The organism is Nocardia sp. NPDC051570 (genome assembly GCF_044454005.1).
Classification (GTDB): domain Bacteria; phylum Actinomycetota; class Actinomycetes; order Mycobacteriales; family Mycobacteriaceae; genus Nocardia.
On the sequence record NZ_JBITDI010000002.1, the window covers coordinates 16,987 to 32,361 of the forward strand.

At 69.3% G+C, this 15,375-nt stretch carries 13 protein-coding genes; 7 read left to right on the top strand and 6 right to left on the bottom strand.

Annotated elements, in window-relative coordinates:
* The first annotated feature begins 65 nt into the window (after window positions 1–65).
* Complete coding sequence (locus ACIA76_RS03575) at window positions 66–1,391, top strand: cytochrome P450 (RefSeq protein WP_397148050.1); 1,326 nt, start codon at window positions 66–68, stop codon at window positions 1,389–1,391.
* 422 nt (window positions 1,392–1,813) lie between these two features.
* Complete coding sequence (locus ACIA76_RS03580) at window positions 1,814–2,530, top strand: glyoxalase (protein WP_397148052.1); 717 nt, start codon at window positions 1,814–1,816, stop codon at window positions 2,528–2,530.
* Between the two features lie 261 nt (window positions 2,531–2,791).
* Here the strand turns inward: ACIA76_RS03580 and ACIA76_RS03585 are convergent, their stop codons facing one another.
* Window positions 2,792–3,544 carry an SDR family NAD(P)-dependent oxidoreductase gene (locus ACIA76_RS03585; protein WP_397148054.1) on the bottom strand — a complete coding sequence of 251 codons (753 nt, stop codon included), beginning with the start codon at window positions 3,542–3,544 and terminating at the stop codon, window positions 2,792–2,794.
* A 296-nt stretch (window positions 3,545–3,840) separates the two neighbouring features.
* On the opposite strand from ACIA76_RS03585, the gene ACIA76_RS03590 reads away from it, so the two are divergent.
* On the top strand, window positions 3,841–4,986 hold the full coding sequence (locus tag ACIA76_RS03590; protein ID WP_397148056.1) for an FAD-dependent monooxygenase: 1,146 nt from the start codon (window positions 3,841–3,843) through the stop codon (window positions 4,984–4,986).
* Here the strand turns inward: ACIA76_RS03590 and ACIA76_RS03595 are convergent.
* Window positions 4,967–6,070, bottom strand: coding sequence for a hypothetical protein (locus ACIA76_RS03595; protein WP_397148058.1), 1,104 nt, complete (start codon window positions 6,068–6,070; stop codon window positions 4,967–4,969). The genes ACIA76_RS03590 and ACIA76_RS03595 overlap by 20 nt on opposite strands.
* Window positions 6,071–6,422: 352 nt before the next feature.
* Between ACIA76_RS03595 and ACIA76_RS03600 the strand changes: the two genes are divergently transcribed.
* Both ACIA76_RS03600 and ACIA76_RS03605 read left to right on the top strand, forming a co-directional pair.
* Window positions 6,423–7,340 carry an SAM-dependent methyltransferase gene (locus tag ACIA76_RS03600; protein WP_397148060.1) on the top strand — a complete coding sequence of 306 codons (918 nt, stop codon included), beginning with the start codon at window positions 6,423–6,425 and terminating at the stop codon, window positions 7,338–7,340.
* A gap of 81 nt (window positions 7,341–7,421) precedes the next feature.
* Window positions 7,422–8,894 carry a carboxylesterase/lipase family protein gene (locus tag ACIA76_RS03605; protein WP_397148062.1) on the top strand — a complete coding sequence of 491 codons (1,473 nt, stop codon included), beginning with the start codon at window positions 7,422–7,424 and terminating at the stop codon, window positions 8,892–8,894.
* Window positions 8,895–8,903: 9 nt separating this feature from the next.
* On the opposite strand, the gene ACIA76_RS03610 is transcribed toward ACIA76_RS03605, so the two are convergent.
* Window positions 8,904–9,488, bottom strand: a complete 585-nt coding sequence (locus ACIA76_RS03610) for a TetR/AcrR family transcriptional regulator (protein ID WP_397148064.1) — start codon at window positions 9,486–9,488, stop codon at window positions 8,904–8,906.
* A gap of 366 nt (window positions 9,489–9,854) precedes the next feature.
* On the opposite strand from ACIA76_RS03610, the gene ACIA76_RS03615 reads away from it, so the two are divergent.
* On the top strand, window positions 9,855–10,724 hold the full coding sequence (locus ACIA76_RS03615) for an LLM class flavin-dependent oxidoreductase (RefSeq protein WP_397148066.1): 870 nt from the start codon (window positions 9,855–9,857) through the stop codon (window positions 10,722–10,724).
* 142 nt (window positions 10,725–10,866) lie between these two features.
* Here the strand turns inward: ACIA76_RS03615 and ACIA76_RS03620 are convergent, their stop codons facing one another.
* The 3 genes from ACIA76_RS03620 to ACIA76_RS03630 all read right to left on the bottom strand — a co-directional run bounded on the left by ACIA76_RS03620 (window position 10,867) and on the right by ACIA76_RS03630 (window position 14,324).
* Window positions 10,867–12,318: an amidase gene (locus tag ACIA76_RS03620; RefSeq protein ID WP_397148068.1), complete on the bottom strand. Its 1,452-nt coding sequence runs from the start codon at window positions 12,316–12,318 to the stop codon at window positions 10,867–10,869.
* Window positions 12,319–12,729: 411 nt separating this feature from the next.
* The gene (locus ACIA76_RS03625) at window positions 12,730–13,248 is read right to left on the bottom strand and encodes a hypothetical protein (RefSeq protein WP_397148070.1); all 519 of its coding nucleotides are present in this window, start codon (window positions 13,246–13,248) and stop codon (window positions 12,730–12,732) included.
* A 200-nt stretch (window positions 13,249–13,448) separates the two neighbouring features.
* Entirely contained in the window at window positions 13,449–14,324 is an 876-nt protein-coding gene (locus ACIA76_RS03630) for a LysR family transcriptional regulator (RefSeq protein ID WP_397148072.1), read from the bottom strand.
* 82 nt (window positions 14,325–14,406) lie between these two features.
* Here ACIA76_RS03630 and ACIA76_RS03635 point away from each other — a divergent pair, with 82 nt between their 5' ends.
* On the top strand, window positions 14,407–15,312 hold the full coding sequence (locus ACIA76_RS03635; protein ID WP_397148074.1) for a DMT family transporter: 906 nt from the start codon (window positions 14,407–14,409) through the stop codon (window positions 15,310–15,312).
* The last annotated feature ends 63 nt before the right edge of the window (window positions 15,313–15,375 follow it).

Below are 15,375 nucleotides of genomic sequence, written 5' to 3' on the forward strand. Positions count from 1 at the left end.
GCCTGTGGAATTGGGCCTACCGTAGGTGGAACGCGTTCGTTTCGCCGCCGGAGGGGATGATCGTCATGACCGCTGCCTATCCGCCGGGTCCCCGGCTGCCCCGGATCGCGCAGACGGTTCTGTACGCGCGCCGGCGCGCGCCGTTCGTGCACGCCATGGCCCGCCGCTACGGCGATGTGTTCTCCCTGCGCATGCTGCCGCCGTATGCCGAACGCATGGTGGTGTTCTCCCGGCCCGAGCACATCCGCGAGATCTTCGCCGCCGATCCGGCGGATCTGCATGCGGGCGAGGCCAATCGGCTGTTGCGCACGGTGATGGGCGAGCATTCGCTGCTGCAGACCGACGAGGCCGACCATGCCCGGGCGCGGCGGTTGCTGATGCCCGCCTTCGCCGGGTCGATGTTGCGCGGATATCGGGAGCTGGTGGCCGCGATCGCCAAGACGCAGGTCGACGGCTGGGCCTCGGGCTCGACGGTGGTGGCGCTGGATCGGATGAACGATCTCACCCTCGAGGTGATCATCCAGGTGGTGTTCGGGGTGACCGATGAGCGCCGCCGCGCGGAGCTGACCCCGCGGCTGCGCCGCATCCTGAACGTGAGCCCGGTGGTGTTCATCGGCTGGACCCGCCCGTGGCTGCGGCGCTTGCCGCCGTGGAAACGCTTCGGGGAGAATCTGTCCGCACTCGACGAGCTGCTCTACGCCGAGATCGCCCGCCGGCGTGAGCATCCGGATCTGGATTCGCGCGCCGATGTGCTGTCGCGGCTGCTGGCGGTCGGCGCCTCGGAACATCCGGCCGAAACCCCGCTGCGCGACCCCGAACTCCGCGACCAGCTGGTGACGCTGCTGCTGGCCGGGCACGAGACCACCGCCTCGGCACTGGCATGGTCACTGCGTGAATTGGCCGCCGCCCCACAGGTTCAGCAGCGCGCCCGCCGCGCCGCCGCCGAGGGCGACGACAGATACTTGGAGGCGGTGCTGAAGGAGGCCATGCGCCGCGACCCGGTGATCGCCGGAGTCGTGCGAAAACTGACCCGCGACCTGCCCCTGTGCGGCGTGGATCTCCCGAAGGGCACGGTGGTGGGAACCTCGATCGTGCTCGCCCACTCCGATGCCCGCAATCACCCTGCCCCGGAAGCCTTCTGCCCCGAACGATTTCTCGACGGCACCCTCGCGGTCAACACCTGGCTCCCCTTCGGCGGCGGCGTCCGCCGCTGCATCGGCGCAGGCTTCTCCCTGATGGAAGGCACAGCCGTCCTGCGCGAAATCCTCTCCCGCTACACCCTCACCCTCCCACCCGAGGCAACCGCTCGCCGCGGCACCATCCGCAATATCACCAACGTCCCCGCCGACAGCGCCCGAATCATGGTGACAGCCGACCCGATTCGCTCGTGACACCCGCCATGCCGATCCTCCGGCGCGCTCCGCGAATCATGGTCGCCGCGAGCCCGATTCGGCCGTGACCCGCAGGTAGCGGCCCTCGGCGCCGATCTTCGGCACGTGATGCGGGAGTGCAGTGACCGCAACCGGTGGCTACGAGATCATCGACCGTGACCGCGACCCCTGCTAGGCACTACACCACCCATACGGCCGCGCACCCGAACGTACGGGCCCTGTACCCGGACGGTGCGACCGCCGACCCTGGCCACCGCGAGCCGACGAGATCCTCACCCGGCACTACCGGACCCATTCGTCGTCATTTCGGTGGTGACCTGGTGTCCGGCACCGTGATTCGAATCACGCGAATTGGCATATGCGTGGCCGGGGCGTCGATCCGTACGGTCGATTCCGGACTTCGATCATCACAGGAGGCGGATATGACGGACAGATCGGTGCCCCAGCTCTGGGGCGGGAATCTGCCAGACACGCTGGATTTCTATCGCACCTTGGGCTACGAGGTCACCCGCGAGATGACCCGGCCCTATACCTACGGCGTGGTGCGGCGCAATGGATTCGAATTGCACTTCGGACCCACACCGAAAGATGTCACCGCCGAACAGGCGTATATCGGTTGTCTGGTCATGGTGGACGAGGTCGCGCCCTGGCACGCGGAATTCACCACCGCGCTGCGCGCCCGCTACGGCCGGGTGCCCGCGCGGGGCCTACCCCGAATCACCCGATTCCGGCCCGGACAGACCCGTTTCACCGTCGTCGATCCGGTCGGCAACTCCGTCATCTACCTTCAGCACGACATTCCCCGACTGCGATACGGCGGAGCAAAGGATCTCGCGGGCCTGGCCCAAGCGCTGGACAATGCCCGCAACCTGCGCGAATTCAAGACCGATGACGCCGCGGCCGCCCGCGTCATCGAAACGGGCCTGCGCCGCCACGGCGCGGCCTCGACTCCCGTGGACCGTGGCCGCGCCCTGGCCATGCTCGCCGAAATCGCCGCTGCCGCAGGCGACTCCGACCGAGTCACGAACCTCGTCACCGAGATCGGGCAGCTGGATCTGACGGCCGCCGATCATGCGCTGGTCACCGCGGAACTCCGGCTGGTCACCGACCTCGAGCAGTGGCTGACCGACGAACTCTAGCCAGGACGGCGTACCGGTCGCCTCGGGTTCGGCGTAGGGAATGCGAGGGCTCCGCGAATCATGGTCGCCGCGGGCCCGATTCGGCGGTGACCCGCAAGGCAGGGGCCCTCGGCGCCGATCTTCGGCACAGGGTGCAGGAGTGCGGTGACCGCAGCCGATGGCTACGAGAGCACCGACCGTGGCCGCGCCGTCTACCGCGAGCACTCTCGCGGCGGACGGCGCGCGGATCGTCCTGGCCGTGGGTCCAATCCGGCCGCGGCGCTAGTGCAGATAGGAGGCGCCGTTGACGTCGAGGACCGCGCCGGAGCTCCAGGTGGCTTGCGGGGAGGCCAGATAGCGCACGGCGGCGGCGATCTCGGTGGGGTCGGCGACGCGACCGAAGGGGCTCTGGGCGCGCACGTCGTCGGTGACGCGGTCGGCGACTCGTTCGGTGGCGACGAAGCCCGGTGCTACCGAGGCGACCGCGATACCGTACGGCGCCAGCGATACTGCCAGTGATTGGCCCATCGCTTGTACGGCGGCCTTGGTCGCGCCGTAGGCGGGATGATCGGGTTCGCCGCGGAACGCCCCGCGCGATCCGATGTTCACGATTCGTCCGGCCACCGCGCGCTCGATCATGTGCCGGGCGGCGCAGTAGGACACGTGCGCGGTTCCGAGGAGATTCACATCCACCGTCTGCCGCCAGATCTGTTGCCACTGCGGATAATCCGTGTCCGCGACCGGATGGGCGAGGTTCACCGCCGCGTTGTTCACCAGGACGTGTACGGTCCCCAGGGCCGCGACGGCCGCTTCCACGATCGCCGCGGCCCCCTCGGGTGTCGCCACATCCCCGCCGACGAGCACATGTCCGTCCCCGGCCAACCCGGCCAGCGTCTTCTCCGCCTCCTGTCGCCGCGAGGAGTAGTGCACCGCAACCCGATCCCCCTGTTCGGCGAACGCCGCCGCGATCGCCCGCCCGATCCCCCGCGACGCCCCCGTCACCAACACACCCCGACTCACATCATCCTTCACCATGGGATCGAGCCTGCCATGGCGGGTCGACCGCGCGCACTGCCGGTCGGCATCGGGCGATCCCACCGATTCGATCGACGCATCGACACAGTGGATTCGGTTCTGATCCACACCGCCGTTGATCATCTCGGGCCCGACGCATCGTCGACGTGATGGGCCGAATTCGCCCGCATCGGCCGCCGACGCGACCACGGGCCGGGGGCGTCGAGTTCGGTCCCGGCGCGAAAGGATGTGGGCCGCAGTCGATCCGGACGACTACCATGCGGAAGGAACGATACGACGGGGAAGGGGTGAGTGCCGTGACACACGCACTGATCATCGGCGGCGGAGTCGCCGGTGCGGCCACCGCCATGGCGCTGCACAAGGCTGGAATCTCGGCCACGGTCTACGAGGCGTATCCCAGCGGGGGCGAGGATATCGGCGCATTCCTGATGATCATGCCCAACGGCATGAACGCCCTCCGGGCCATCGATGCGCACGGCCCGGTCGTGGCCGCGTCGTTCCGCACCGACCACGTGGAATACCTCGACGCCGCCGGAAAGGTCTTCACCGCCCGGCAGATCCACGATTCCGACCCCGACGGACCGCGCACCCTCACCCGCGCCGCGCTCTACCATGCCCTGCAGGGTGAATTGCTCGCGCGCGGCGGCCGTATCGAACACGGCAAACGGCTGACCACCGCGACCACTACCCCGTACGGGCGGGTGCTGGCGTCCTTCGCCGACGGCACGCGCGCCGAGGGCGATCTGCTCATCGGCGCGGACGGTATGCGCTCGGTGACACGAACCCTCATCGATCCGCAGGCCCCCGCGCCGCGCTACACCGGCGAAGCGGTCGTCTACGGCTACACCGAGGTCGCCGATATTCCTCAGGCGCACAACACCTTCCGCATGATCCACGGCACCCGCACCAGCTTCGGCTACACCACCTCGACCGAGGGTGTCACGTTCTGGGTGGCGCATGTGCCCGGCCCCGAACGCAGTCGGGCCGAGCTGGCGGCGACACCGTGGCGGGAGCGGGCGCTCGAACTGCTGCGCGACGACCCGGATCCGGCGGCCGCCCGAATCGTCGCGGCCCCCGGCGCGGACCCGTTGGGCGCGGGCGTCTTCGATATCGCCTCACTGCCCCGCTGGTATCGCGGCTCGATGGTGCTGGTGGGTGATGCCGCGCACGCCGCGGGCCCGCAGGCCGCCCAGGGCGCGTCGATGGCGTTGGAGGACAGCGTCGTGCTGGCGCAGTGCCTGCGCGATCTGCCCGGCCCGGCCGAGGCATTCACCACCTTCGAACGGATCCGGCGCGCGCGGGTGGAACGTCTGGTCGCCCAGAGCGCCGAGCGGGCCGCGACCCTCGACGAGGCCGAGCAGATGTCGCGGCCCGAGCAGCGGTCCTGGCTCTACGAGCACCGCCTCGACTGGGACACGCCGATCACCTCGACGGTTGGGTAGTTCGGCGCGAGTCGGCGAGTAGTTCGTCGAGCAGGCGTTCGGAACGTTCGGCACGGACGAGGGTTTGGGCGCGGGCGTCGTCGACGGCGGCGAGGCGGTCGGCGGCCTCGCGGTGGGCGGTGGCGAGGGTGGCGGCGAATTCGGTGCGCAGGGCGGTGATGTCGGCGGCCGCGGTGCGGCGGGTCTCACTGAGTTCGGTGTGGGTCGTGGCCAGCTCGGCGCGCAGGCGGTCGAGTTCGGCGCGGGTATCGGCCAGGGCCTGATTGCGTTCGGCGACGGCGGTTTCGGCGCGCTCGATGGCGCGTTCGGCGTCGGCGGCGCGCTGGACGGCCAGATCTCGTTCGGCGGCCGCGGCGGTGATCTGCTGGGCGGCCTCGCGTTTGGCGCGTTCGGTCTCGGCGGCGGCCTTCTGCCGGGCCAGGCCGATCTCCTCGGTGGCCTGCTCGCGGGCGCGCTCGACATCCTCGGCGGCCTCGCGGCGCGCGGTGCGGATCTCGGCCTCGGCCTCGGAGCGGGCGGTGAAGACCTCGTCGGCGGCCCGTTTGGTGACCCGCTCGACCTCACCGAGCGCGTCGTCGCGCGCGGCGGCCGCCGCCGCGATGCGGGCCTCGGCCTCCTCGGCGGCGGCCGCGGCGTCCTCGGCCGCGGATTCGGCTGCGGCGCGGGCGTCTTCGGCCTCGCGGCGGGCCTGTTCGGCGGCGACGGTGGCGATATCGGCCTCCGCGATGCGCCGCGCCGCATCGGCCTGCACGGCCTGGACCTGCGCCTCGGCGACGGACGGGTCGGCCAGGGTGGACATCTCGGTCACGGCCGCGGTGAGGGTGGAACCCAGCTGATCAGCCAGCGTGCGGAACTGAATGAGCAGCTCATCGGCCCGCAGCCGGGCCGTGGTCACCGGACCCTGTTGCGTCACAGTGACGTTGGCCGCCGGGGTCTCGGCATCCTCCTGTAACCGCCGCTGCCGCTCCCGCCAGGCCCGCCAGCGCGTGTGGTCGGGATGGTCGCAGTATTCCGAGGGTCGTCCCGGTCCGCCGCCGCGGGTGATCGGTCGCGTACATCCGGGGTAGTTGCATACGTTCGACACCGGAGAATCGTAGCGTTGGTTTCGTCAAATCAAACGGATTGACACGAAACGAAAGCGGTTGCGCCGTATCGGTTCTGACCGCCGATAAGTGAACCTTATCGGCGGTCAGCGACCGTCACTTCGGAATCCGACCGGGCAATCCATTGCGTTTCGTTTGGTTTGTGCACACGAAACGTATTGGCGACGAAACGTATCGAAAACTGTGCTCGCTGTGCGGTCGTACCAATTCGCGGCGACAGAGCCCGAACCCTCACCGGATGATCCCGGTGAGACCGCCTGGCCGACCTTGTCGGTGGTCTGGTCGAGAATGTCGGCAACACGACCCGAGTCCACCGAAAGATGAGGCAGAACAATGACTTCCACCAGGCGCGACGGGGACACCTGGGACCTGGCGTCCAGTGTCGGCGCGACCGCCACCATGGCCGCGGCGGTCCGGGCGATAGCGACCCGTGCGGATCGCGCGCTCATCGACGACCCGTTCGCCGAACCGCTCGTCCGGGCGGTCGGCGTCGAATTCCTCACCCGGCTGGCCACCGGTGACATGCCGCCCGGCGAGTTGGTCGAGCAGGTAGCGATCGATGTGGCCAAGCTACGGACCAAGTTCTACGACGAGTTCCTCCTCGATGCGACGACCGCGGGCATCACGCAGGTCGTGATCCTGGCCTCGGGGCTGGATTCTCGCGCGTATCGACTGCCCTGGCCCACCGGGACCGTCGTGTACGAGGTCGACCAGCCGCAGGTCATCGAATTCAAGACCTGCGCCTTGGCCGAGTTGGGCGCCGCGCCCACCGCCGACCGGCGAGTGGCCGCGGCCGATCTGCGCGAGGATTGGCCCGCCGCACTGCGCGCCGCCGGATTCGATCCGGCCCGGCCGACCGCATGGAGCGCCGAAGGCCTGCTGGGCTTTTTGCCGCCCGAGGCGCAGGATCGCCTGCTCGACACCATCACCGAACTCAGCGCGCCGGGAAGCCGGGTGGCCACCGAAAGCAGGCCCAACCCGCGACCGGGCGAAGACAACACGACGAAGGAAAGCCTGCATCGCATGTCCGACCGCTGGCGTGCGCACGGTTTCGATCCCGATGTGGTGCGGCTGCGGTATTTCGGTGAACGCAACGAAGCGGCGCCCTACCTGATCGACCGTGGCTGGGCGCTCAACGCGATCAAGGTCCGAGACCTGTTCGCCGCCAACGACCTTGCGCCCGTGCGGGACGATATGCGCATGAGTGACATGCTCTACGTCAGCGGCACCCTCACCAAGACCACGAAGTAGCAGCGGCACGCGGAATCGTCGAAGGAGTCGGATCGGCCGGAAACCACACGCCGACAGACCGATTCGGCAAAAGATGGACCGATGACCATCGCACCCGAGATCCGCACGACCACCGGAATCGTGCGCGGCAGATGGGAGGACGCGGTCGCGGTCTTCCGCGGTATCCCCTACGCCCGCACACCCTTCGGCCCGCGCCGATTCGCGGCGCCGGTTCCGCCGCGCCCCTGGGACGGGGTCCGTGACGCCGCGCGGTTCGGCCCGCCGGTTCCCCAAGCGCGGTACCCGATGTCGTCGGATTGCCTGACCCTCAACGTCTGGTCCCCCGATCTCGGTGCCGTCGGGCTGCCGGTGATGGTGTGGATCCATGGCGGCGCCTATCTCGAGGGCACCGCCGCCAACCCGCATTTCGACGGCGCGACGCTGGCCCGATCCGGTGTGGTGATGGTCAGCATGAACTACCGCACCGGCGCCGAAGGTTTCGCCCATATCGCCGGGGCCCCGGACAACCGCGGCATTCTCGACCAGGCCGCGGCGTTGCGATGGGTGCGCGACAACGTCGCCGCATTCGGCGGCGATCCGGACACTGTCACCGTGTTCGGCCAGTCCGCCGGCGCGGGTTGCGTTGCCGCGCTACTCACTATGCCGGGCACCGCCGGGCTGTTTCGTCGGGCGATAGCCCAGAGCGTGCCGGGCACCTACTTCTCCACAGAGCTCGCCGCCGCGATCTCGGCCGCGATCGCCGCGCGGCTCGGTGTGCGGGCCACCGCGGAGGAGCTGGCCCCGATTCCGCCGCGCGCGTTGATCGATGCGACGGAGACGATCATCGCGACGATGCCCGACCGCGCCGACTCCTGGGGACCGATGGCGCTGACACCGACACCGTTCTCCCCCGTCGTCGACGGGGACCTGCTCCCGTGCGCGCCGTGGCGTGCGCTCGCCGACGGTGCCGCGCGGGGAATCGAGCTGCTGGTCGGGCACACCCGTGACGAATACCGGTTGTTCAACACCCTTGTCGGCAGCGAGGTGACCGATGAGCAGGTGAGCACCGCGCTGGCCCGGCTCGCGCCCGCCTCGCGCGACGGCGGTTATCGCGCCGCCTACCCCGAGGCGACCGCCGGGCAGCTGTACGAAGTCGTCCACTCCGACTGGCTGTTTCGGATGCCGAGCCTGCATCTGGCCGAGGCTCAGCACGCCGGGGGCGGGCGGGGCTGGAACTACGAACTGTGCTGGAGTTTCCACCGCGACCAGGGCGCCTCACACAGTCTGGACGTGCTGCTCGTCTTCGGCACACTCGGCGTCGAACAGGTGCGCGGCCATCGGTCTGTCTCTGCGAATGCCGCGGACGAACTCCCCGGTGTGAGTCGCCGGATGCGCGGGGACTGGCGTGACTTCGCGACCACCGGCGAACCCGGTTGGGCGCCTTACGATTCGGACACCCGCGCCACCCGCGTCTACACCGCCGACCCGATCACCTGCCCCTACCCGGAGGAACGCTCGCGCCGTCTCTGGTCGGAGCATCGGTTCGACACCCTGGACCTGCTCACTCCCGAGTGAGCAGCGCCGTCACTGCGGGCGGCGCAGCCCCGCGATGAGCAGTTCGACCAATCGGCGGGGGTCATAGCGTGGATCGTGGTCGCCGCCGATGCAGAGATTGCCGACGCCGCGCATGAGTTCGAACGGCTCGATGCCCGGCCGGATCTCGCCGGAATCGGTTGCCGCGTCGAGTAATTGGCCGCAGACGGGGACGAGGCGGTCGAGGAAGTAGGTGTGCAGGGCCTCGAAGCTCGCATCGCCGGACTGCAGGACCGCGGCGAGGCCGTGCTTGGTGACCAGGAAGTCGACGAACAGATTGATCCACCGGCCCAGTGCGGCATGCGGACTCGCGCACGCGGCCAGCAGGGCCGGGCCGGCCTCGGCGCAGGCCTCGACCTGGTGGCGGTAGACGGCGATGATCAGATCCGCCCGGGTCGGGAAATGCCGGTAGATCGTGCCCATCCCGACACCGGCCTTGGCCGCGATATCGCGTACCGGCGCGTCCACGCCCGAGGCGACGAAGACCGCCGCGGCCGCGTCGAGCAGGGTCTCCTTGTTGCGCCGGGCGTCGGCCCGCTGGGACCGTGAGATGGGTCCGGTCTCGCTGTCGTTCACCGCACGCTCCCTTCCTGCACTGCCCGGACCAAACGGAGCGCATTTCCGCATGCCCCTCGGAGTTCGGATCCGTGTGCCCAGGATGCCAGAGCGTGGCCGGGCGGCCAAACTCCTCACCACGTCTTGTTAAACGGAGCATGGTTCCATATGCTTACGGAACGCCGCTCCGTTTAGAGTACGCGGTCGGCCCAGAGGCAGGGAGACATTTCCATGAGCGAATCAGCGCGGCTATCGGATCGCGGAGACCACCGATGAGAACCCCGCGCGAGTCGCCCTGATCCACCAGCTCAACCGCGCGGATCCCGGCGCGCACGCCCTTATCGCATACCCCGAACCGCATCCAATCCCCTCGAGGAGAACCCCATCATGACCACCCCACCCCGCTTCGGGATCCTGACCGCCCCCATGCAGGTCGACTACGACGACATCCTGCGGGTCTGGCGCGAGGCGGATGCGACCCCGCAGATCGAGCACGCGTGGTTGTTCGATCACCTCATGCCGATCGGCGGCGACCCGGACGGGCCGACCTTCGAAGGCTGGACGCTGCTGTCGGCTCTCGCCGCGCAGACACAGCGGTTGCGGTTGGGACTTCTGGTGTCCAGCAACCGTTTCCGCCCACCCGCGATGCTGGCCAAGATCGCCGCGACCGTCGACATCGTCTCGCGCGGACGGCTGGAGTTCGGGATCGGCGCGGGCTCCCGACCCAGCCATCCCCTGGCCCGGCGCGAATACGACGCCCACGGCCTGCCCTACCACGACGCCGCGCACGCGGTGGAAAATCTCGCCGAGGCATGCGCGGTGATCCGGCGACTGTGGACCGAACCCGAGCCGTTCGACTTCCAGGGCACCCATATCCGGCTCACCGGGGCGTTCGGCAATCCGAAACCCGTGCAACGACCTCATCCCCCGATCGTGATCGGCGGGCGCGCGTCGGCGACACTGCGGGTGGCCGCCGAACACGCCGATGTATGGAACGTCCCGGGCGGCGATATCGCCGATGTCGTGCGCGCGAGCGCCCTGCTGGACCGCCACTGCGCCGAGATCGGCCGCGACCCGGCCACGATCGTGCGCTCGATCCATCTGCCCGTCTCCTACGACCGACCCGCCGCCACCCGCGCCGCGATCGCCGAGTCGATCACCGCCGGATTCACCCACCTGGTTCTCGGTCTGCCCGCGCCCTATCCGCTCGGCGTCGCACAATGGGTCGCCGACGAGCTGATCACCGCCTCGGTTTAGACGTGGCCGACCCGTTCGTCGACACCCTCACCGCGGGAACGATATTCGTGTCCATCATCCCGGCGTGGTCGCCGATCGACAGCCGGCCGGCTTGTCATTCGTCATCGGCACCTCGTCCTCGACGGACACCCGGGAGTGCGCCCTATTCCGGTGCCTGGAAGCCGCCGATCTTCTGCTCGAGCAGTTCGGCCAGCCGCAGCGGGGTGCGGTCCTCGAACATCGGACCGATGAGCTGCACTCCCACCGGTAGCCCCTCGGGGGACCGGCCCGCGGGTATGGCGGTGGCAGGCAGGCCGGGCATGGTGGCCACGCCGGCCCAGACGAGCTGGTCGAAGTACGGGTACTCGACGCCGTCGATGTCGATGTGCCGGTTCTCCAGATCTCCGTTGTGGTCGTGCGGGAAGGCGGGGGTGGGCGTGATGGGGCACACCACGGCATCGAACTCCGCGAAGAGCTGCCGCCAGCCGTGGCGGTGGAGTTCGCGACGGTTGTTCGCCTCGACCCAGTCGCGGTGGCTGAGCACCATGCCGCGCAGCCGCGCCGCATCGAGACTCCGATCGTCCACGCTCAGGGCGGCGGCGTGGGTCCGCAGCTGTTCGTACATGTCGACGGAAAGGCTTGCGGCGGCGTTCGAGAGCATCAGCAGCATGTAGAGCGTCGCCGCGTCGGTCGGATCGGGCAGCAGCGGACTGTGCCGTTCGACGCGGGCGCCCTCGTCGACGAGCGCCTCGGCGACCCGGTTCACGCCCGCCCGCACCGCCGATCCGGTCGGAAGGAGCGGATGGTCCTCGATGATCAGGACACGGAAGTCCGACAGCCGCTCGTGACGCGCGGGCGGCAGCGCGAGGTCGTAGGCGACGCCGTGGGTCAGCGGGTCCGGTCCGGCCATCACATCGAGCAGCAGCGCGAGGTCGCGGGCGGTGCGCGCCATCGGGCCGACGACGGCGAGGTCGAGGTCGATCGGCAAGGCCGGCGCGGGCGGCGCGACCATGCCACGGGCCGACGCCAGCCCGAGTGTCGGCTTATGCGCGTAGACACCGCAGAAATGCGCGGGGGTGCGCAGCGAACCGCCCTGGTCGGAGCCGATGGACAGCGCGCCGAATCCAGCCGCCAGGGCCGCCGCCGAACCGCCGGACGACCCACCCGACGTGCGGCCGTGATCCCACGGATTGTTGGTGGTGCCGTAGATCTCGTTGAAGCTCTGGATATCTCGCAGCATCAACGGCACATTGGTCTTACCGAGCACCACCGCGCCTGCGGCCTCGAGCCGCGACACCTGTACCGCGTCCTCGGCCGGCACATGGTCCCGGTACTGCGGCATGCCCCAGGTCGTGGGGAGCCCGGCGATGTTGTAGGACTCCTTGACCGTCACCGGAATGCCGAGCAGCGGCCGGTCCTCACCCCGGGCCCGCGCCTCATCGGCCGATCGCGCCGCAGCCCGCGCCCGGTCGAAGTCCGGCACACAGATCGCGTTGATCACCTTGTCGTCGCGCTCGATACGAGCGATCGCCTCATCGGTCAGTTCCACCGAGGTCACCTCACCGGCACGCAAGGCGGACGAAAGCTCTTCGGCCCCAAGAAAACTCCATTCCATGAATCCGAGGCTATCGGCCCGCCGCAGAGGACATGAAATGCAGCTTCGCACAACGGGAAGGTCGAACGGGCCACCTTTACCGGCCCAGTCACTCACTCGTTCTGCCGTCGAAGATGACCCACCCCAGGTCACGGTGTCGGCAGTGGGCCGACTCCACTAGTACAGGACATGAAATGCCGCTTCGCACCACGGGATAGATGTCTCAATGCTCATCATGTTCCTCTCCCTCCACAGACTGTTCGCCCGACCGCTGGCCATGGCGACGCGCGGCAGGATCGGTGTCGGCCGGGAAGTTCAGAAGACCTTCATCATGTCGGCCCCGCACGATCATGGTGGACGAATAACGACGGTCGCCCGCGCCTTTCGCCGCGGGCGACCGTCGAATTCACCCGTCGCGCCGGGTGCCTGCGGTCAGGCGAAGCTCGCGCTGACGTCGGCCGACACGCCCGCCATGCCGCCGTCGGGCGCGCAGGTCGCCTGCGGAGCCCCGTTCACCGACGCCTGGAGCGCATCGCCCTGGAGCTGACCGGCGGTGACGGTGGCGGAGAACGAGGTTCCCGAGGTCTGCCAGCCGATGGTGCTGGTGGCGCCGGAGGACCAGGTGATGGTCGCGGTGCCGTTGCCGCTGGGCTGCACGCCGCACGGGAAGAGGAATGAGGATGCCCCGGTGCCCGCACCGGATCCGGAGACCGTGCCCGACGTCAGGTCGGTGTGCTGACCGTTGGACGAGGTGCAGTTGCTGGTGGTGCCGGTGATCGTCGCGGTGGATTGCCCGCCCGCCACCAGGGCCGGTTGGAAGGCGAGCGACAGCGACGCCGAGCAGCTCAGATCGCCGCTGGCGGCCTGCGCCGGGGCGAGCCCGATCAGTGCCGCGCCGAGCGGCGCCGCCGCGGCCAGCAGGGCGAGGGTTCGGAAATACCGTGTTGTCATGTGAATTACCTCCTGCGAGATCCTCCGAGGGGACCTCACGGTACAACGCGGCAAACTACCCGTGAGTGTCGAAATGCTACGTTAAGACCAACGGGCACTTAATGTTTCAGAGTACCCCTATTGACAACTGCTGTAATACGTTGTCACACAGCATATTTCATGATCATTGATCGTGATCGACTGTCCCCCACTGCCTTTGATCACCCCTGCGCCAGTGCGGTGAGTAGTTCCGCGGCACGCCGGGCGGCGGGGTTGCCCAGTACCGATTTGCGGATCCCCAGGCCGATATGCCGGATCGGAGTCGGGTCGGTCAATTCCACCGCCACCAGGTCCGCGGGCACCTCGGCGGTGGCCAGGCGCGGGATGATCGTGATCCCGATTCCGGTGGCCACCAACGACAAAGCGGTGCGGTAGTCGGGGGTCTGCACCTGGAAATGCGGGATCACCCCCGCCCGCGCGCAGGCGTCGAGCAGGACGCGCCGGCACGGCCCGTCGAGGGGTTCGTTATCGATCCACGCGCGCTCGGCCAGCGCGGCCAGCGGGGCCCGCGTGCGGGCGGCGAGCGGATCGTCGCGGCGCACCACCACGACGTAGGGGTCGGCCAGCAGGCGGCGCACCGCGACCGCCGGTGCGGGCGCGACCGCGGGATCCTCGACGAAGATCTCGACATCGTGCTGGCCCTGGTCGGACTCGGCCAGCCGCAATTCCAGTCGCAGCGCGGGGAATTCGGCGCGCAGCGTATCCACGATCGGCGGCAGCCACGCCGCGCCGACCGAGGGCAGATACCCCAGTGACAGGCTGCCCATCCGGCCCGCGCGCAGATCCCCGACCACCCCGTCGAGGCGACCCAGTTCGGCGAACAGCGCCTCGGACGCGGCGGCCAGGGCGCGCGCGGCCGCGGTCGGTTCGATGCCACGCCCGGCGCGCTCCACCAGTCGCAGTCCGGTCTCGCGCTGCAGGGTGGCCAGTTGCTGGCTGGCCGCGGAGGGGGTGTAACCCAGCGCCGCGGCGCTGGCGCGCACCGATCCGGTGGTGATCACCGTGCGCAGCAACCGAAGTCGAGCGATGTCGAGCATGGCCACGATTGTACAGCTCAACTGAACAATGATATCGAACAATTCGCTTGCGCTGTCCATTCGAGGCGGCGACGATGACCGGGTGAGTACCGATACCTCCCCTGCCGTGCGGTCCGCCGCCATCGATGTCACCGGCGCCGCGGCGGCCGCGGTCGCCGTGGCGTTGTGGGCCTCGGCGTTCGTCGCGATTCGTGATGTGGGCGCGGCGATCTCGCCCGCGCCGCTGGCCCTGCTGCGCCTGGCGGTGGCCGCGGTCGCGTTGACCGTGCCGATACTGGTGCGCCGCAGCACGATTCGGCTGCCGCGCGAGCGGAGCACCTGGGTGCTGATCGGCGCGTACGCGATGCTGTGGCTGGCCGGGTACACCGTCGCACTCAACGCCGCCGAGCAGCAGGTGGACGCCGGAACCGCCGCGCTGCTGGTCAATCTCGCACCGCTGCTGGTGGCGTTCGGGGCGGGGATGTTCCTGGGTGAGGCGCTGCCGCGCACCCTGTTCGCGGGAATGGTGGTGTCGCTGGCGGGAGTCGGCGCGATCGCGCTGGGCGGCGCGGGACGCCACGACACCGGCGGCGTGCTGCTGTGTCTGCTGGCCGCGGTGCTGTATGCCGCGGGTGTGCTGGTGCAGAAACCGGCGCTGCGCCGGGTCGATCCGCTGACCGCGATCTGGTTGGGCTGCCTGATCGGGACCGCGGTGCTGGCGCCGTGGACACCGCAGCTGATCACCGAACTGGCGCACGCGCCCGCCCGGGTGCTCGCCGATGGGGTCTATCTGGGCCTGTTCCCCACCGCGATCGGTTTCACGGCCTGGTCGATCGCGTTGCGCCGCACCGCCGCGAGCCGCCTGACCGCCACCACCTACGCCGTGCCCGCGGTCTCGGCGCTGTTGTCGTGGCTGGCGCTCGGGGAGGTTCCGACGGTGGCCGCGGCCGTCGGCGGGGCGATCTGCCTGGCCGGTGTGGCGATCTCCCGGCGGCGCGCGCGGGCGTGAAATCGACTGGCACCGCCGAGATTTCGCCCGATCCGCACCCCGGGTGTCCGGGTCGCGAGGGCG